We start from the raw sequence: 18913 nt of genomic DNA on the forward strand, positions 1-18913 counted from the left end.
GACCGGAATCGAACCGGTACGGTATCGCTACCGCAGGATTTTAAGTCCTGTGCGTCTGCCTGTTCCGCCACTTCAGCAAGCAAGATTATTGTAATATTATTTTATAAATATGTCAATAGAAAATTTAAAAATAATAAAATTTATGTTAGTATTAATAAAAAGTGATAGTATTTTAATATATTTAAGAAAGCTGGTGAAGTTAAATGAATGAAGTTTTTAAAGTACTTAATAAATATTATGGATATAATACCTTTAGAAAAGGTCAATATGAAATTATAAGCAATATTTTAAGAGGTAGAGATAGTTTTTGTATTTTACCTACAGGGGGAGGAAAATCTATTTGTTATCAAATACCAGCTTTATTATTTAAAGGTATTACAATAGTGATTTCACCATTAATTTCTTTAATGAAGGATCAAGTGGATAATTTAAATTCAAATGGTATAAATGCAAGATATATAAATAGTACTCAAAGATTAGAATTAAGTGATGAAATAATAGAACTTTGCAAAAGAGGAGAGGTTAAGCTTTTATATATAGCTCCAGAAAAGTTAGAAAATGAGTTTTTTAAACGAAAATTAAGAGCTCTCAATATAAGTCAAATAGCTATAGATGAAGCACATTGTGTATCAATGTGGGGACATGATTTTAGAAAAAGCTATAGTTTAATAGCTGAATTTATAAATAGTTTAAGAGTAAGACCAATAATAACAGCTTTTACTGCAACAGCAACTGAAGTAGTAAGAGAAGATGTAATTAAACTTCTAGGCTTAAGAAATCCATATATATATATTGGCAGCTTTGATAGAGAAAATTTAGAAATTAAATTACATATTGAGGAAGATAAGCTTGAGTTAGTAAAGGATATTATAAGAGAAAAGGAAAATGAGGCAGGTATAATTTATTGTGCCACAAGAAAAGAGGTTGATGGCTTATATTATTACTTAAAAGATTTAGGATATAATGTATTAAAATATCATGGTGGGTTAAAAGATAGTGAAAAAGAATATTATCAAGATGAATTTTTAAATGAAAATTCAAATGTAATGATAGCAACAAATGCTTTTGGAATGGGAATAGATAAATCAAATGTAAGATATATAATTCATTTTACAATTCCTAAAAATATTGAAAGTTACTATCAAGAAATAGGAAGAGCAGGAAGAGATGGATTAACATCAGAATGTCACTTGTTATTTAATAGGGGAGATATAAGAACTTTAGAATATTTAATTCACACAACAGTCCAACTAAATAGGAAAGAAATTGAAATTAAAAAGTTGCAAAAAATGATAGATTTTTGTGAAAGCAAGGAGTGCTTAAGAAGTTTTATATTAAAGTATTTTGGGGAAGGAAATGTTAGAGAGTATTGTACTAATTGTAGTAATTGTTTAAATAATGATGAACTTAGAGATTATACAATAGAAGCACAAAAGGTATTATCTTGTGTATATAGAACAAAAGAAAGGTATGGAATATCAGTTTTAATAGATATCCTTCGCGGGATGACTGGACCTAAAATAATAAATGATAAATTAAATGAATTAACTACATATGGAATAATGAAGGATTATAGTAGTAAATTTATAAGAGATTTTATAAAGATTCTAATTGAATATGGATATGTAAGTTTGAAAGATGGGACTTATTCAATGCTTAAATTAAATGAGAAGTCATATAAAATTTTAAAGTCTCAATTGAAGGTAATGTTAAAATTAACATCTGAAAGTGAAGAAAAGGTAATTAATAGTGAATTGTTTAATAGGTTAAGAGGATGGAGAAGAGAAATGGCTATAAAGGAAGGGGTAAAACCATATATTATTTTTTCAGATGCAACGTTAATTGAATTATGTAATAAAAACCCTAAAAATGAAGATGAACTTTTAGATATAAGGGGAATGGGAGAAAAGAAGTTTAAAAAGTATGGATGCGATTTATTAAATCTATTAAATAAATAATTAGTTAATAAAAGATGTAAAAGCTTGTGTAAATTTAAAAAATTTACATGAGCTTTTATTTATTATGTAAGATAAATAAAATAATAAAAATACTTAAATTTAATAATAATTATGAAATTTAAACATATAAAATATAGAGAAATGTAAATTTTAAAAAATAGGAATATAACTATTTAAGTCATTAATATATTAAATTAAGGGGAGGGATGAGTTTATGGACTTCAAGGACTTTATAATTACAGATAGAGAAAATAGAAATAGTGAAAAATTCGAAGGAACATTTTTAGATTACTTAGAGATAGTGAAGAAAAACCCAGACGTAGCAAAACTTTCTCATAAGAGATTATATGATTTTATTATGAGTAAAGGTGTTGAGGTATTAAAAGCAGATGAAAACCCAAGAGTAAGAAAGATATATGGTAATGAAACTATTAAAAAATATGGATATTTCAAAGATGATTTCTTTGGAATAGACAAAGTTATAATGAAAATAGTAAATTACTTACATTCTGCATCTATGAAGGGTGAAGAAGCAAGACAAGTTTTATACTTAGTAGGGCCAGTTGGTGCAGGTAAATCTTCTTTAGTTGAATCACTAAAAAGTGCATTAGTTCATTGTGAACCTATATATTCAATTAAAGGATGCCCTATGCATGAAGAACCTTTACATTTAGTTCCAAATCATTTAAGAGATGAATTTAATAAAATGTTAGGAACACAAATAGAAGGTGACTTATGTCCAGTTTGTAAGTATAGATTACTTCATGAGTTTAATGGTGAATATGAAAATTTCCCAGTTGAGAGAAAGGGATTTTCTATAAGATCAAGAAAAGGAATTGGTGTTGTTCCACCAGTTGATCCAAATAACCAAGATACATCAATATTAACTGGTTCTGTTGATATTTCAAAGATGGATATGTATCCAGAAGATGACCCAAGAATATTCTCATTAAATGGTGCATTTAATGTTGGTAATAGAGGTTTAGTAGAATTTATCGAAGTATTTAAAAATGATGTTGAGTATTTGCATACAATAATAACTGCTACACAAGAAAAATCTATACCATCACCAGGTAAAGGTTCAATGATTTATTTTGATGGTCTTATAATAGCTCACTCAAATGAAGCTGAATGGAATAAATTTAAATCAGACCATACAAATGAAGCAATCTTAGACAGAATTGTTAAGGTAGAAGTACCTTATTGTTTAGAGCTTGAAGAAGAAATAAAAATTTATGAAAAGATTTTAAAGAAGAGTAACTTTGGTGCACATATTGCACCTCATACTATTGAAGTTGCAGCTATGTTTGCAATACTTTCTAGATTAACACCATCAGCTAAGGTTGATCCTATTACTAAGCTTAAGATTTATAATGGTGAAGATTTAGTTGAAAAGGGAACAACTAAGAAGGTTGATATTGTTGAGCTTAGAGAAGAGGCTGGCCCATATGAAGGTATGAAGGGAATTAGTACAAGATTTATTATTAAAGCAATTGATAATGCTCTTTCTAATTCAGAGTTTGATTGTATTAATCCTTTAAGCATAATGGAAAGTATTATCAAATCAGTTAAAGATATGGATATTTCATCTGATGATAAGAAGAAATATTTAGGCTTTATTCAAGATACAATACGTAAAGAGTATAATAAGATACTTGAAAAAGAAATTACAAAGGCATTTATTCATTCATTTAGAGAACAAGCTGAAAGCTTATTTAATAATTATATAGATAATGCAGAAGCTTTTGTGAATAAGACTAGAATAAAAGATGAACAAACAGGTGAGGAATTAAATCCTGATGAAGAATTTATGAGAAGTATAGAAGAACAAATAGGAGTATCTGAAGCATCAAGCAAGGGATTTAGAGCTGATGTTACTTCATATATGTTCTACTTAGTAAGAAATGGATCTAAGATTGATTATAAGTCTTATGAACCATTAAAAGAGGCTATAGAAAAGAAACTTATAGCATCAGTTAAAGATTTATCTAGAATTGTTACTAAATCAAGAGTTAGAGATAAAGAACAAACAGAAAAATACAATGCAATGGTTGAAGAAATGAAAAGGAATGGATATTGCCAACACTGCTGTGATGTAATTCTTAAATATGCAGCAAACAATTTGTGGAAGGATTGATAAGGATGGCTATATTTAGAGATAATACAACAAATCCTGTTGAGCATGATAGAAGCATAGAAGATAGAAGAAGACATAGGCAGTTGGTAGAGAAATCCATTAAAGAAAACTTAGGAGATATACTTTCAGAAGAAAGTATAGTAGGTGAAACTAAAAATAAAAAGTTTAAAATTCCTATTAGAGGAATAAAGGAATATCAATTTGTATTTGGTAGCAACAATAAAGGTGTTGCTACCGGTACTGGTGAAGAAAAACGTGGAGATAAATTAGGTTCAGCTGAATCTAGTGGTAAAAAAGGAAATAAAGGTGCAGGTAACTCTGAAGGCGACGATGTATATGAAACAGAAATTACGTTAGAAGAATTGATGGATTATATAGTTGAAGATTTGGATTTACCTAATTTAGATAAAAAGAAGTATTCTGAAATTATTAGTGAAAGTGCAAGTAGAAAAAGAGGATATCAAAAGCATGGAATTAATCCAAGGCTTGCAAAGAAAAAGACTGTTATGGCAAAGACTGCACGTAAGCAGGGGAAGATAAGAGCTTTAAAAGAAGCAGGATTAGATACTGAATTAGAAAGATTTCCATTTAGAGAAGATGATATTAGATATTATAGAGTAAAAACAAAGCCTAAGAAAGAAAGTAATGCTGTTATGCTCTTTATAATGGATGTATCAGGTTCAATGGATAGTACTAAAAAGTATTTAGCAAGATCATTTTTCTTTGTTTTATCAACTTTTATAAAAAGAAAGTATAACAATATTGCTTTTGAATTTATTTCTCATACAACAGTTGCTAAAGAAGTTAACGAATATGAATTTTTCCACAAAGCAGAATCAGGAGGAACATATATATCAAGTGGTTTAAATTTAGCGTTAAAACTTATTGAAGAAAAGTATTCACCAGAAGTATGGAATATATATCCTATATACGCTAGTGATGGAGATAACTGGTCTGAGGATAATGAAAAGGCAATTCAATCAGTTAAAAAGCTTTGTGAAGTAAGTAATATGTTTGGTTATGCTGAACTTTTACCATCAACTTATTCAACAACAATGTATTATAGATTCAATAAGGAAATAGTAGATAAGAAATTTGTCTCTGTTATTGTAAAGGAAAAGAAGAATTTATGGGATGCTCTTAAGTTAATGCTTAGCAAGGAGTTAAGGGAGGATGAATAATGGAGTACACATTAAAAGATTTAGAAGAGTGGAATGAGAAGATTGAAAAGAAAGCTACAGAATTTGGGCTTGATTATTATCCTCAGGAATTTGAAATAGTTGGATTTAATGAAATGTTAGCTTATGAAGCATATGTTGGAATGCCTTCAAAGTATCCACATTGGAGTTATGGTAAGGCATATGAAAAGAGTAAAACATTATATTCATTAAATTTAACTGGATTACCTTATGAAATGGTTATAAATTCAAATCCATCTTTAGCATATTTAATGAATGAGAATACCTTATTATTGCAGATATTAACTATGGCTCATGTTTATGGACATAATGATTTCTTTAAGAATAATAGGTTATTTAGAGAAGGTACTAAGGCTTATTATACTTTAGAGATGTTTAAATTAGATGCAGATATAATAAGAGGATATATTAACGATCCAAGTATAGGATATGCTAAGGTAGAAAAAATACTTGATGCTGCTCATGCACTTAGATACCAAATTCCAAGAGTTGTTGGAGTTAAAGAGTTAAGTGATGAGGAGATAAAATCAAATTTAATAGATGAATATAATAGGAAAATTGAAAATAGGGATGCTTTAAATGAGGATGAAGAAATAAAATTGCCAGATTTAAGTAAAACTCCAATTGAGCCTTGTGATGATGTTATTGGATTTATCATTAAATATGGTTCTTTAGAAGAATGGGAGAAATCAATTCTTAAAATAGTAAGAAGGGAAACGCAATACTTTATTCCGCAAATAGAAACTAAGATAATGAATGAAGGTTGGGCAAGCTATTGTCATTATAATATTTTAAAGAGCTTAGAATTACCACAAAGTTTACATTTTGAGTTTATAAAACGTCATAATGATGTAATTGCTCCAGCTTTAGGTGGATTAAATCCATATTATGTTGGTTTTAAGGTGTTTGAGGATATAGAAAAGAGATATGGAAGAGATAAGATTTTTGAAGTTAGATATATTGAAAGAGACAATTCATTTTTACGTAAGTACTTAACACAAGAATTATGTGAGGAATTAGGATTGTTCCAATATGCTAAAAAGAGCTTTGAATTTGTTGTTGATGAAGTATCAGATGAGCAAGGATGGAAGAGTATTAGGGATACTATGTCTGATTCATGTGGAGTTGGATCTATACCTTATATAAGAATAACTGACTTAAATAAAAGAGATGGAACTTTAACATTAGAGCATGTTTTTGATGGAAGAGAATTAGAATTACTTTATGCTAAGGAAACAATTAAATATTTATTTGATCTTTGGGGTCATAAAGTAATATTGAATACTAAAACTAAAGAAGGTAGAAGTATAGAAATAGTATGCGATAATGACAGAAGAGTTACAGTAAATTAAAAAGTGTAAAAAATGATGAATTAATGATGAGGAGTAGGAATTACTATCAGATTTAATTCATCATTTTTATATGTTTTGAATAGTTTAGTATAAGGAATATTTTTAAGGAGAAAATCATGGATTTAAAGGGAAGTAAAACTGAGAAAAACTTATATAGAGCATTTGCAGGGGAAAGCAGGGCGAGAAATAAATATAGTTTATATGCAGAAAAAGCAAGACAAGAAGGATATCAATGGGTTGGTAATATTTTTGATTTAACAGCATTAAACGAATTAGCTCATGCTAGAAGAGTATATAAGGATTATTTAAAGTTAGTTTGTAATACAAAAGAAAATTTAGTTGATGCTATATGTGGTGAAACAGATGAATTTAAAAATATTTATGCAAAATTTGAACAAGAAGCAAGAGAAGAAGGTTTTATAGATATTGCTAATTTTTTTAAAGAACTAAGAGAAGTTGAGGAAGATCATGCAAAAAGATTTAAAGAGTTGTATGACAAATTAGATGATGGAACAATGTTTGCTGGGCCAAGGGAATCAAAGTGGGTTTGTATGAATTGTGGATATATACATGAAGGAAGTGAAGCTCCAGAAAAATGTCCATTATGTGGATATCCTAGAGCTTATTTTAAACCTTATTGTGAAATAGAGGATTTATAAGAGGAGGAGAAAAATGTTTATATCAATACCTAAAGAGTTTTTTGTACCAGTAGTATTTAGTGATAGTTTTATACTAAATAAAGAGAATAATCACTTAGAATTTGACACAAATTCATATAGAGAAAGTACAGGCAAAACAAAAGGTGAAAGCATGAGTAAAACTTTGGAAAATAGTAAATCTGCAAATGAAAAACAAGATATACTACAAGTGGAAATGAGCAAGGGTGAATGTGGAAATAATGAAGAGGTTATTAAGCCTATTGAAAAAAAAGACAACACTATTTATATGTCATTAAAAAAAGAAGAAGATGAATATAAAATGTGTAAAGAAAATGGAAAGATATTTTCAGAGATAGATGATGAATTTATAGATAATATAGTTATTAAGGGGTGCGAAGAAAAATAAATGGAATCTTTATCTTAAGCTGGAGTTTTAATTTCACCTTAAGGTTAGAATTCGTTATGTCCAAAGGGGACCTAGTATAGGAGCATGTCCGTTGTAACATTCCTACCTAAATGTAGGGAAGTGTTACAACCATAGAGTATTAATGAATTTATATATGGAGGTATTAAATGAAATACCAACAATTAATGAAACAGTATTATGGTGATTTAAGTAATTTAAATCAATTATTACAATCTATGGTCAATTCATATAGATTATTAATTGCTGGGGCAGCTGAACTAAATAATATTAATGAAGCAAGAAGTAGCTATGTTAAGGTAGCAGTAAAAAGAGCTGATAATTTAGGTGAAATAATAGATCATGTAATAGAATTACTAGATGAATGTGGGGAGAGCTATTTTAAATATATTGCTCTTGTAGGAGATCATATATTAAAAAATACAGATAGTAGTGTGATTTTAACTGAAGTTGACAACGAATTACTTTTTCAAGATGCATCTGTAAGAGAAGAATATGAAGCTTTAAAAAAATATAAAGAAGAGCATCAAAAAGAGTTTGAAGATTAAAAGTTATGGGCTATAGTTCATTAGAAAACTATAGCCCATATTTTTAATAATTAAAATTTCTTTAGCTTTAAAGTACTTACCATTAAATAAGAACCTAATAACAATAATAAAAAAGGAATAAGTGCAGATATGTTTTTATTAATAGTAAATAAACAAAATAAAGCTAAGAAGCTTCCAGTAACAGTAATTGGAACACCAGTAAACACTCCATTAAATTCACTTGCATTATATCGAGCTAACCTAAAAGCACCACAGATTGGGAATAATAATAGTGGAATTATTCCAAATATTTTAGAAGGACCTAGTGTATAAAAATCAAATAATAAAAATATTAATATAGATGGTGCTACACCAAATGAAACTAAATCAGCTAAAGAATCTAGTTCTTTTCCTAAATCACTTGAAACCTGTAAGTAACGTGCTATTCTACCATCGTATCTGTCAACTAAAGCTGCAAGTAATATAAAAATGCAAGCAAGTTGGTAGTTACTTTCAAAGGTAGCTAATAGTGATAAAATACCAAATGATAAATTAATAAAAGTAAAGATGTTAGGAATACTGCTTTTTCTCATATAATCACTCCTAAGTTAATCTTAACATCATCATTATAGCATAAATTTTATAAAAAATTAACAATACTGTATTGAAAAGAGAAAACTAGAGATTAAGAGAGATATACTTATATATTTAAGGTATAAACAGGTTTTATATATAGAAAACTAAGATATATCGGGTGGTGGTTAATTTAAAACTATGTGGTATAATTTTTTTATATAATTAGGAGGGGTACAATGAAAAAGGTAAAATTAATTTATAATCCGTATTCTGGAGAAAATGTTATTTTATCTAAGTTAGATGAAATAATTAATATACATCAGGAAGCTGGTATGACTATAGTACCATATAGAATTAGAAAAGAATGTGGCATAGATGCAGCTTTTGATGACATTATACCAAGTGAATATGAATATATTTTAGTTGCTGGTGGAGATGGAACTGTAGATTCAGTTGTAAATGCTATGGCTAGAAAGGGAGTTTCATTACCAATAGGTATCTTGCCAGTAGGAACAGCAAATGATTTTGCAAAGTTTTTAGGAATACCATTTGATGTAGAAGAAGCTTGCAAGCAAATAATAAATTCTAGTGTAACTAGTGTGGATTTAGGAAGTATTAATGATAAATACTTTGTTAATGTTGCTAGTACAGGGCTTTTTACTGACGTTTCACAAAAAACAGACGTAAATTTAAAAAATACTATAGGAAAGTTAGCTTATTACTTAAAAGGAATAGAAGAATTACCTAATTTTAGACCACTTAAGGTTAACATAAAATCTGATGAAGTTAATTTTGAAGGTAATATGTATCTTATGTTAGTGTTTAATGGTAAAACTGCAGGAAACTTTAATTTAGCATCTAGAGCAGATGCAACAGATGGAATGTTAGATGTTATAGTATTTAAAGCAGTACAAATTTATGAGTTAATACCTCTATTTATTAAGGTATTAAAAGGTGAGCATTTAGATTCTGATAAGGTAATATATTTTAAAACAAAACACTTATATGTTGAATGTAACGAAGATATAGTTACTGATATTGATGGAGAAAAGGGACCAGATTTTCCACTTGATATAAAATGTATAAAAGGTGGAGTGAAAATTTTAGGTGTTAATATAGAAAATTAAAGAATAAATATAAAATTCAATTAATAATTATAAATAATAGTATTTTTGTAAAGGAGAGAAGATGTGATTGCCTTTATTTATTTATGTATATTGTTATTTATAATTATTTTTTCTTTGTATTTAATATCAATAAATTCTAAAAAATGTCCAGTAAAGATACAGAGGTTTTATTTTATAACCTTATCTATAATTGTTATTAGATATTTGTCATTGCTATCATTATGGATAGTACAGCATCAACGAATCATATATATAATTAAGGAGTTAACGCAATTAACATTTGTTGGAATGCCGTTGCTAGCATTAGCAAGTTTTTATATATTTTTAAGAGATGAGAATAGAAAATTCGATTATAATTATAGCTTTATGATTATTTTATTCTTTACTTATATAGTAATTAATTTATTTTATAAGTTAGATATAAGAGTAGATAATACATTTGGGTTTATAGTAAGTTATAAAGATATGTTAATTCCAAGTTTGATTTACTTAATAATAATGTCATCAATGGTGGTTGTGACACTATTATTTTTAGATAAGCCGTATAGTAATAAAAGTGGAATGGTATTTTTATTAATTTCTTTAGCGATAACAGTGGTAGAATTTATACTATTTTTGGGCGGAATAAAGCTTTTCCCTTACCCAGTATTGGGTGAATTTGCAATGATTGGTTGTTCATATAAAGCTATATCAACTTTTAAGAAATAAAATTAAATAATAATCATATAAAGTATTGCCTTTTAGAGGGAGATTAATATAATATTAGTATATATAATAATGCCCGAAGAAGGGCTTTTTTATTGCGAATAAAAAGTTATAATTTATACAAAAAATGGTGGTGAGATTAAATGGAGGGTGTCCCTCAGAGTATTAAATTAAGAAAATTGAATATAAGAAGTAATAGAGGGGAAACACACATTTAATATTTTAAATCTCCTCTATTAGTTGAGGAGGATTTTTATGCAAAGATTATCAGTGTTTTTGTTTACTAGTATATTAGGAAAGAAGATATATGATGAATTCGATGATGTACTAGGGGAATTAAAAGACATTTATGTAACAACAGAGCAAGGTTATCCAAGGGTAATTGGTTATAAAGTCAAGAGGGATGGAGTTACTTTTCACTATGAATTTAGGAGTATAGGCTTTTATAGTGATGATAATAAAGTTAAGATTATGACTAGAGGAAGCAAAGAAATACTACCAAGAACTTACTCGTATTTATTATCAAGAAATTTATTAGATAAGAAAATTGTTGATATTAATGGTAAGCAAGTTGTTAGAGTTGATGATTTAAGAATAGCTGAAATAGCAGGTGAATACAGAGTAATAGCAGTTGAAACTGGACCACTTGCTAAATTTAGAAGAATGAATTGTCAAGGATTAGGTAAGTTCTTTTATAAAATTATAAATAAGGATTATGAAGATAAAGTATTAATGTGGGATGATGTTGAGTCATTAGAAATGGTTAATAAAAATCTTCAAATTTCAGTACCATATAAAAAATTATCAACATTGCATCCAGCAGACTTAGCGGATATATTAGAAAACTTGGATGCAAGCTCTAGAAAACAAATTTTTGAGTCTTTAGATGAGGATTTAGCTGCAGATACTTTAGAGGAAATTGAACCAGAGTATAAAAGTAGTATCATTAAAGATTTAAGTGAAGCAAAGGCTGTTGAGGTATTAGAAAATATGCCTAATGATGAAATTGCTGATATTTTAGATGAGTTAGATGATGAAGAAAGAGAAAAAATATTAGTTAACTTAGAAACAGAAGATGCTGAAGAGGTTAAAGAACTTCTTAAATATGAAAACGAAACAGTTGGAAGTATAATGAGTAAAGATTTTATTTCTTTTAACTTAGATATAACAATTGGTGAAATAATAGATATATTAAGAGAAAGTAATCCGGAAGATGAAGAATTAAATTCGATTTTTATTAAGGATGAAGATGAAAAGGTAATTGGAATTATAGAATTAAAAGATCTTATTTTAAATTCAGCAAATGTTAAAGCTAAAGAAGTAATGAATGAAAATATAAATATACTTAAGCATAATGAATCTATTAATGAGGCTGTTGAAATAGCATCAAAATACGATTTGATGGCTATTCCTGTTGTTGATAATAGTGATGTATTAATAGGAGTTGTAAATACTCACGACTTAATAGATGAAGTACTATATCCAATGTGGAAAAAGAAAAATAAGTAAAAAATTTCAAATTATCTGTTGACATTTTCAGGGATAAGCATATAATTATATTATAAAGTTTAGTTAAATACTCGGAATTAAAACTATGAAAAAGGAAAGTAGTATAAAGGATGGTTACAGAGAGAAAAGGAAGCTGGGATCTTTTCACCGGTAATTTATATGAAGTGCCCTTTGGAGTTTAGGCCTGAAATAATAGTAAGGTTTTACGGTAGCGCCCGTTATAGCGCTCAGGTATTAATTGTACCGTAGAATGAGTGAAATCATTGTTATTATGATGGTTTAATTAGAGTGGAACCGCGAATATACTTCGTCTCTATATATAGAGACGGAGTTTTTTTATTTATTAAAAATTAAATTCTAGGAGGCAGAGAAATGATTTATAATGGAGCAATTGAATTAATAGGAAACACACCAATATTAAAGGTGAAAAGCATGGTAGATGAAAATTGTGCAGATGTGTATGTAAAATTAGAGAAATTTAATCCAGGTGGAAGTGTTAAAGATAGAGCTGCTTTAGGAATGATAGAAAAAGCTGAAAAAGAAGGAATATTAAAAGAAGGTTCAGTAATTGTTGAACCTACAAGTGGAAATACAGGTATTGGTTTAGCAATGATAGGAAGACTTAAAGGTTATAAGGTAGTAATTGTAATGCCAGAAACTATGAGTAAAGAAAGAAGAGATTTAATAAAAGCTTATGGAGCAGAATTAGTATTAACTGAAGGGTCAAAAGGAATGAAAGGAGCAATAGAGAAGGCAAATGAATTAGTTAAAAACAAAGGATATTTTATGCCACAACAATTCGAAAATATAGCTAATCCAGAAAAGCACTATGAAACAACTGCTGATGAAATATTTAATGATATTAATTATTTAGATGTATTTGTTGCAGGAGTTGGAACTGGTGGTACAGCAACTGGTGTTGGAAAAAGATTAAAGGAAAAAATAAATGGTATACAAGTAGTTGCTGTAGAACCAAGTAATTCACAAGTGATTGCAGGAAAGAAGCCAGGAGCTCATAAGATACAAGGAATAGGAGCTGGGTTTATACCACAAAATTATAAAGCCGAGTATGTAGATAATGTAGTTCCTGTTACAGATGAAGATGCGATAAGAACAGCAGTAGAATTTGCTAAAAAAGAAGGAATATTAGTTGGAATATCTTCAGGTGCAGCAATATATACAGCAATAGAAATTGCTAAAAAGTTAGGAAAAGGAAAAAAAGTTTTAGCTTTATCTCCAGATGGAGGAGAAAAGTATATTTCTATGGGAATTTATGATTAATATTTTAAAAGAGGCTTTGCAAATATTTTTAACGAAAGAAAGGAGTGCAAATATTGTTTAAAAACTTAAAATATGATTTAAATAAAGTAATGGAAAATGATCCAGCAGCTAGGAGTAAAATTGAAGTTTTCTTGCTTTATCCAACAATACATGCACTAATTGCATATAGGATAGCACATTATTTTTATACTAAAAAACTATTTTTCCTAGCTAGGCTTATATCCCAAATATCAAGATTTTTTACTGGTATAGAAATTCATCCAGGGGCCAAAATAGGTAGAGGATTAGTAATAGATCATGGTATGGGAGTAGTAATAGGAGAAACTGCAGAAATAGGAGATGATGTTCTTTTATATCATGGAGTAACATTAGGTGGCACTGGAAAAGATAAAGGAAAGAGACATCCCACTCTTGGTAATAATGTTGTTATTGGGGCTGGAGCAAAAGTGTTAGGACCAATTTATATTGGAAGTAACTCTAAGGTAGGGGCAAATTCTGTAGTACTAAAGGATGTGCCTGAAGGAGCAACAGCAGTAGGTATTCCAGCTAAAAATATTATCAAAATTAAAGAAGAAAAATCAGAAATAATAGAAATCAAAGATTATAGAGGAAGAAAAAAAGAAATATATAATGATATGGTGATATAGGTGAAAGAACAAATCAAAAGATATTGTAATTCTATAGGAATAGAAAATATAGGATTTATTGAGTGTAGAAGATTTGATGAATTATATGATTTCTACGATTATAGAAAAAATAACAAGCTTGAAAATGAATTTGAAGAAAGTGATATAGAAAAAAGAATAAATCCAAAGTGGTATATGAGTGAGGGGAAAACTATTATTTCAATAGCTTTTCCCTATCTTTGGGTTGATAACTATATTGAAAATGGATTTTCTAAATATACAAAGGGTCTTGATTATCATAGGGTTGTAAAAAAATATTTAGATGAAATTTGCAGGTTGATAAGTGAAAATGGTGGGAAAGCAATTTCATTTGTTGATAGTAATACATTACCAGAAAGATATATTGCATATTTAGCTGGTATTGGATTTATTGGAAAAAATAATATGATAATAACTAAGGACTATGGATCTTATGTTTTTTTAGGAGAAATAATAACAGATTTAACTTTGTTTGATAAAGACAAAAGAGTTTTTAATGAAATAGAAAAATTTAAGGAATGTGGGCAATGTGATATATGTTATAAGGAATGTCCAACTAAATCTATAAATGAAATAAAAAAGAATCCAAATATTTGCTCATCTTATATAACTCAAAAGAAGGATCTTTCAGATATAGAAATAAAGCTTTTAAAAGGAAAAATATTTGGATGTGACATGTGTCAAAATAAATGTCCATATAATGAAGATGTAAAGTTTTCTAATATAGGTGAATTTAAGCCTTTAGATTTTATGGAAGAATCAAATTGTGAGATATATGCAGGAATTAATAATAAAGCATTTAAGGAAAATATATTAATTACTTCCTGTGGATGGAGGGGGAAAAATATAATTAAAAGAAATGCTATAATAAGATTACATAATGAGGGTAGAGATATAAAGAAATATAAAGGGGATTCACCTTATTTAAATGATTATATTGAAAGATTAAATAAGTAAAGAATTGTTTAGTTTTAGTATATAAAATATAATATAAGTAGTGATTATGTGAGGGGGAATAAATGTGATTTCTAAAAATTCTGCAAAATTAATGAGATTTTTACCAGACAAAGTAGTGTTTAAAATAGCTAGAAAAGCTATAGATGGATATTTAGATAAATATGCAGAGATAAAAGTTAATGGATATGAAAATATTAAAAAAGTAGATGGGGCTAAAATATTTATTTGTAATCACTTAAGTAATTCAGATGGATTTATATTAGAAAAGGTATTGAAGGAAGATTATGATCCAACATTTGTAGCTGGAGTAAAGCTAAGTAATGATCCTGTAACAAATTTAGGGACAAAAGTAGTTAAACATATATCAATAAAACCTAATACAGCAGATAAAGATGCAATAATGGGAATGATAAAAATTCTTAAAGATGGCGAGAATTTAGTATTATTTCCAGAAGGAACAAGAAGTAGGACTGGAAGTATGATCGAAGCCCAAAAAGGAGTTATACTTGTTGCTAGAATGAGTAAAGCTAACATAATTCCGATTTCATTAAGTGGGACGGAAAAATTATTACCTATTAATAAAGAGGGTGATATGTCTCAAGAAAAATGGAATAATGCCGTTGTAAATGTAAATATAGGTGAGCCTGTAATTATTCCTAAAAAAGATAAGGAAGAATCTAAGCATGATTATGATGAGAGATGCTTGAATTATTTAATGAAGTCTATAGCAAAAGGTCTTCCAGAGAAATATAGAGGCGTTTATAAATAATTATAGATATTAATATGTGGATTATTAAGTCTAGAAATTTATAGATTAATGGAGGAAATGAAAGGTGAAACAAAGGACTAAAATAATATTAGAAGAGTTGAAAAAAATGTATCCTGATGCAAAGTGTGAATTAAATCATGAAACTCCATTTCAATTATTAGTTGCAACTATTTTATCAGCTCAAACAACTGATAAGAAGGTAAATGAGGTTACTGAAGATTTATTCAAGGAGTATCCAGACGTGGATGCATTTTTAACTTTATCGATAGATGAGTTAGAAAATAAAATCAAACAAATAGGCCTTTATAGAAGTAAGGCAAAAAATATATTAATTATGTGCAATCAGTTAAAAAGTAAGTTTAATGGGGAAGTTCCAAGAACTATGGATGAAATAACGAGTTTAGCAGGTGCAGGAAGAAAAACAGCTAATGTAGTTTTATCAAATGCATTTGGAGTTCCTTCAATTGCTGTTGATACTCATGTGTTTAGAGTGTCTAATAGATTAGGACTTGCAGATTCAGATAATGTACTTGAAGTTGAAAAGCAATTACAAGCAGAATTGCCTAAAAAGGAATGGAGTCTTACGCATCATCTGTTGATATTTCATGGTAGAAGAATGTGTATAGCAAGAAATCCAAAGTGTGGAGAGTGTCCATTTACTAATAGATGCAAATATTTTAAAGAGCAAAAAGCAAAAAAACATTAAATGTTATAAGCATATATTGATTACAAGCTTTGTAATTATAAAAAGTTTTATATGATATAATTATTAAAGAATTATTTTCTTTTTAGAATTCAAAAATATGTTTTATAATATATAAAATTTTATATAAAATCAGAAAGATATATTTTGCTCTAAAAGAGATAATTATTAAATTAAATGCAATTGTAGGAGGAAATGAATGAAGGTTGGAGTAATAATGGGAGGAATTTCATCAGAAAGAGAAATTTCACTTAAAAGCGGTAATTCTATAGTAGAAAAAATAGATAAAACTAAATATGAGGTAATACCTGTAGTAATAGATAATAAAGAAGATATAATAACAAAAGTTAAAGGCCTTGATTTTGCTTTATTAGCTCTTCATGGAAAATTTGGAGAAGATGGAACTGTTCAATCTGTACTTCAAACTTTAGATATACCATATTCAGGATGTGGACCAATTAGTTCAGGCGTATGTATGGATAAAGATTTTACAAAGAGAGTTTTAAAAGCAAATGATATTAGAACAGCTAGATGGATAAATGTTTCGTCTGTTGATGAAATTGATTATGATAAGATTGAGGAAATGGGATATCCTGTATTTGTTAAGCCTACTAATGGAGGATCAAGTGTTGCAACATTTAAAGTAAAAGAAAAAAGTGAAATAAGAGCAGCAGTTGAAGAAGGCTTAAAATGGGATTGTGAAGTAATGATTGAAGAGTTTGTTGAAGGAGAAGAAATAACTTGTCCTGTATTTGATGGTGAAATGTGGCCTGTTATAGCAATAAAACCACATTCAGATTTCTTTGATTATACTCAAAAATACGCAGCAGATGGAGCAGATGAAATTGTTGTTCAACTAGAAGAAAATCTTCATAAAGAAGTTGAGAAAATGGCATTAGATACTTATAAGGCATTAAAATGTCAAGTTTATGCTAGAGTTGATATGATAGTAGATAAAAATGGAATACCATATATATTAGAAGTCAATACTTTACCAGGAATGACTCCAGCAAGTCTTTTCCCTAAGAGTGCTGCAGCAATAAATATTAGTTATTCTGGATTATTAGATAAGATTATAGAAACATCTATGAAAGTAAAAAGAAGTCATTAAGATAGTTAATAGTTTTTTTATTGTATTTAGAATACCACAGGTCAGACCTGTGGTTCCGGAAAGATTCTAGCGGCCAAGGTAGATGGGTTTTAAATTAGTAGTTAATGAGTAAATTTAGATAAGTTGAATTAAAAAATATATATTTTAAAAACTCCATTAGGAGTTTATACCTTAACTATTAATTATTCACTATTAACTGTTAACTATCAAAACTTTGTAACAATAAATAAATTTTAAAATAGTATAATACTAAGGAATTTTATTTATTGGAGGGCTTATGCAAAATAGAACTGATAAAAGTCTATTTGGTATAGATATTAATGAATATTCACAAGGGGTGGATTTTTCTGTTCTTGCAACAACTATAGACTTTTTATACCTAAGATCTTCAGGGTCAGCCTCAGGACGGTTTAGAGTTGATAAGAAATTTTTAGAATTTGCAGGTAAAGCTAGAAATTTAAAAATACCAGTTGGAGCATACCACTTTGGAGTACCTAGTTATGATCTAACTACAGCTGATTCTCAATGTGATGATTTTATAAATATACTTCAAGAGGGATTTGGAGAAAAAGATTATGGAGATTTATTTCCAGTACTAGATGTTGAAACACCTACTGATAACTCAATTTCTACATCAGCATTGATAAATTGGATTGATAGATTTAGAAAAAGATTCGAGAAAAAGACTAGAAGAAGATTGATGCTTTATACAGGTGTATTCTTTGTGGAAATGTATAATAATTTTTATATACCTAATGAAGGATATCCATTAAAGAATATGATTTTATGGATTGCTCATTATACTGCAATTCCTGGCAATGCACCAGTTCCACCTGATGTAGGGGGATGGACAAGATGGAGAGTATGGCAATATAGTGAATCAGCTACAGTAGGAGGAGTTACTAGTAAAGTAGATGCCAATTGGGGACCAGATAGTATAGATTTATTAACTCAGCCTAGAAATGTTGCAGGACTTACTGTTAGTAGAAAAGGAAATATTTTAAATGTTAGTTGGAAAAAGAATACTGACACTGATTTAGTTGGATATAATATTTTTGCAAATAATTACTGGATAGGAACAGTAGATGCAAAGGATACTAGTTTTTCAATTAATATAAATCAATTACCATTTACCGTAAAAGGAACAATAAAAATAAGTATTGAAGCCTTTGATAAAGATGGTGAAACATCAAAAAATAGAAGCAGTTTTACAATATAAGTGAGCTTCTAAATCTTCGATTTAGTTAAGCGAAC

At 28.4% G+C, this 18913-nt stretch carries 18 protein-coding genes, 1 tRNA gene and 1 other annotated feature; of the genes, 17 read left to right on the forward strand and 2 right to left on the reverse strand.

The window, feature by feature from the left end:
• Positions 1 to 69: transfer RNA gene (locus HCG70_RS12895), tRNA-Leu, on the reverse strand.
• Between the two features lie 134 nt (positions 70 to 203).
• On the opposite strand from HCG70_RS12895, the gene recQ reads away from it, so the two are divergent.
• From recQ to HCG70_RS12930, 7 genes are all read left to right on the forward strand, one after another.
• Positions 204 to 1958: a DNA helicase RecQ gene (recQ, locus tag HCG70_RS12900; protein ID WP_042398504.1), complete on the forward strand. Its 1755-nt coding sequence runs from the start codon at positions 204 to 206 to the stop codon at positions 1956 to 1958.
• Positions 1959 to 2172: 214 nt separating this feature from the next.
• The gene (locus HCG70_RS12905; protein ID WP_042398500.1) at positions 2173 to 4095 is read left to right on the forward strand and encodes a PrkA family serine protein kinase; all 1923 of its coding nucleotides are present in this window, start codon (positions 2173 to 2175) and stop codon (positions 4093 to 4095) included.
• A 5-nt stretch (positions 4096 to 4100) separates the two neighbouring features.
• Positions 4101 to 5276 (forward strand): sporulation protein YhbH, encoded by a 1176-nt coding sequence (gene yhbH, locus HCG70_RS12910; protein ID WP_042398497.1) that lies wholly within the window; start codon positions 4101 to 4103, stop codon positions 5274 to 5276.
• Positions 5276 to 6646, forward strand: coding sequence for a SpoVR family protein (locus HCG70_RS12915; protein ID WP_042398494.1), 1371 nt, complete (start codon positions 5276 to 5278; stop codon positions 6644 to 6646). The genes yhbH and HCG70_RS12915 overlap by 1 nt, the downstream gene beginning before the upstream one ends.
• Before the next feature lie 116 nt (positions 6647 to 6762).
• The gene (locus HCG70_RS12920) at positions 6763 to 7305 is read left to right on the forward strand and encodes a rubrerythrin family protein (protein WP_042398491.1); all 543 of its coding nucleotides are present in this window, start codon (positions 6763 to 6765) and stop codon (positions 7303 to 7305) included.
• 13 nt (positions 7306 to 7318) lie between these two features.
• A complete protein-coding gene (locus HCG70_RS12925) occupies positions 7319 to 7711 on the forward strand; it encodes a hypothetical protein (protein ID WP_042398490.1) in 393 nt (130 codons plus the stop codon).
• A 167-nt stretch (positions 7712 to 7878) separates the two neighbouring features.
• Positions 7879 to 8277 (forward strand): hypothetical protein, encoded by a 399-nt coding sequence (locus tag HCG70_RS12930; protein ID WP_055276296.1) that lies wholly within the window; start codon positions 7879 to 7881, stop codon positions 8275 to 8277.
• A 50-nt stretch (positions 8278 to 8327) separates the two neighbouring features.
• On the opposite strand, the gene pssA is transcribed toward HCG70_RS12930, so the two are convergent.
• The gene (gene pssA / locus HCG70_RS12935) at positions 8328 to 8849 is read right to left on the reverse strand and encodes a CDP-diacylglycerol--serine O-phosphatidyltransferase (RefSeq protein ID WP_042398486.1); all 522 of its coding nucleotides are present in this window, start codon (positions 8847 to 8849) and stop codon (positions 8328 to 8330) included.
• 219 nt (positions 8850 to 9068) lie between these two features.
• Between pssA and HCG70_RS12940 the strand changes: the two genes are divergently transcribed.
• From HCG70_RS12940 to HCG70_RS12985, 10 genes are all read left to right on the forward strand, one after another.
• Positions 9069 to 9959, forward strand: coding sequence for a YegS/Rv2252/BmrU family lipid kinase (locus HCG70_RS12940; protein ID WP_055276292.1), 891 nt, complete (start codon positions 9069 to 9071; stop codon positions 9957 to 9959).
• Positions 9960 to 10253: 294 nt separating this feature from the next.
• Entirely contained in the window at positions 10254 to 10667 is a 414-nt protein-coding gene (locus HCG70_RS12945) for a hypothetical protein (protein WP_172676160.1), read from the forward strand.
• 252 nt (positions 10668 to 10919) lie between these two features.
• Complete coding sequence (locus HCG70_RS12950) at positions 10920 to 12173, forward strand: magnesium transporter (RefSeq protein ID WP_042398480.1); 1254 nt, start codon at positions 10920 to 10922, stop codon at positions 12171 to 12173.
• A 76-nt stretch (positions 12174 to 12249) separates the two neighbouring features.
• Positions 12250 to 12491: a binding site (T-box leader), on the forward strand.
• A 54-nt stretch (positions 12492 to 12545) separates the two neighbouring features.
• Positions 12546 to 13454 carry a cysteine synthase A gene (gene cysK / locus HCG70_RS12955; protein ID WP_221697853.1) on the forward strand — a complete coding sequence of 303 codons (909 nt, stop codon included), beginning with the start codon at positions 12546 to 12548 and terminating at the stop codon, positions 13452 to 13454.
• A gap of 53 nt (positions 13455 to 13507) precedes the next feature.
• Positions 13508 to 14101 carry a serine O-acetyltransferase EpsC gene (epsC, locus tag HCG70_RS12960; protein WP_042398473.1) on the forward strand — a complete coding sequence of 198 codons (594 nt, stop codon included), beginning with the start codon at positions 13508 to 13510 and terminating at the stop codon, positions 14099 to 14101.
• Positions 14102 to 15076 (forward strand): tRNA epoxyqueuosine(34) reductase QueG, encoded by a 975-nt coding sequence (gene queG / locus HCG70_RS12965; RefSeq protein ID WP_042398469.1) that lies wholly within the window; start codon positions 14102 to 14104, stop codon positions 15074 to 15076.
• Between the two features lie 64 nt (positions 15077 to 15140).
• Positions 15141 to 15845 (forward strand): 1-acyl-sn-glycerol-3-phosphate acyltransferase, encoded by a 705-nt coding sequence (locus HCG70_RS12970; RefSeq protein ID WP_221697854.1) that lies wholly within the window; start codon positions 15141 to 15143, stop codon positions 15843 to 15845.
• Positions 15846 to 15909: 64 nt separating this feature from the next.
• Entirely contained in the window at positions 15910 to 16551 is a 642-nt protein-coding gene (gene nth, locus HCG70_RS12975) for an endonuclease III (RefSeq protein WP_042398463.1), read from the forward strand.
• A gap of 196 nt (positions 16552 to 16747) precedes the next feature.
• Complete coding sequence (locus HCG70_RS12980) at positions 16748 to 17659, forward strand: D-alanine--D-alanine ligase (protein ID WP_042398460.1); 912 nt, start codon at positions 16748 to 16750, stop codon at positions 17657 to 17659.
• Positions 17660 to 17936: 277 nt separating this feature from the next.
• Positions 17937 to 18878, forward strand: a complete 942-nt coding sequence (locus tag HCG70_RS12985) for a glycoside hydrolase family 25 protein (RefSeq protein WP_042398457.1) — start codon at positions 17937 to 17939, stop codon at positions 18876 to 18878.
• Positions 18879 to 18913 lie beyond the last annotated feature (35 nt).

It is taken from the genome of Clostridium sp. K04, from assembly GCF_019734375.1.
Taxonomy (GTDB): Bacteria; Bacillota; Clostridia; order Clostridiales; family Clostridiaceae; genus Clostridium; species Clostridium saudiense.

What these genes read in the sequence shown, in the direction of transcription:
- HCG70_RS12915 (WP_042398494.1), top strand. Translation starts at nt 5,276, where the DNA reads ATGGAGTACACATTAAAAGATTTAGAAGAGTGGAATGAGAAGATTGAA.
- recQ (WP_042398504.1), top strand. Translation starts at nt 204, where the DNA reads ATGAATGAAGTTTTTAAAGTACTTAATAAATATTATGGATATAATACC.
- yhbH (WP_042398497.1), top strand. Translation starts at nt 4,101, where the DNA reads ATGGCTATATTTAGAGATAATACAACAAATCCTGTTGAGCATGATAGA.
- HCG70_RS12980 (WP_042398460.1), top strand. Translation starts at nt 16,748, where the DNA reads ATGAAGGTTGGAGTAATAATGGGAGGAATTTCATCAGAAAGAGAAATT.
- HCG70_RS12920 (WP_042398491.1), top strand. Translation starts at nt 6,763, where the DNA reads ATGGATTTAAAGGGAAGTAAAACTGAGAAAAACTTATATAGAGCATTT.
- pssA (WP_042398486.1), bottom strand. Translation starts at nt 8,849, where the DNA reads ATGAGAAAAAGCAGTATTCCTAACATCTTTACTTTTATTAATTTATCA.
- HCG70_RS12950 (WP_042398480.1), top strand. Translation starts at nt 10,920, where the DNA reads ATGCAAAGATTATCAGTGTTTTTGTTTACTAGTATATTAGGAAAGAAG.
- cysK (WP_221697853.1), top strand. Translation starts at nt 12,546, where the DNA reads ATGATTTATAATGGAGCAATTGAATTAATAGGAAACACACCAATATTA.
- HCG70_RS12985 (WP_042398457.1), top strand. Translation starts at nt 17,937, where the DNA reads ATGCAAAATAGAACTGATAAAAGTCTATTTGGTATAGATATTAATGAA.
- HCG70_RS12930 (WP_055276296.1), top strand. Translation starts at nt 7,879, where the DNA reads ATGAAATACCAACAATTAATGAAACAGTATTATGGTGATTTAAGTAAT.
- HCG70_RS12905 (WP_042398500.1), top strand. Translation starts at nt 2,173, where the DNA reads ATGGACTTCAAGGACTTTATAATTACAGATAGAGAAAATAGAAATAGT.
- HCG70_RS12940 (WP_055276292.1), top strand. Translation starts at nt 9,069, where the DNA reads ATGAAAAAGGTAAAATTAATTTATAATCCGTATTCTGGAGAAAATGTT.
- HCG70_RS12925 (WP_042398490.1), top strand. Translation starts at nt 7,319, where the DNA reads ATGTTTATATCAATACCTAAAGAGTTTTTTGTACCAGTAGTATTTAGT.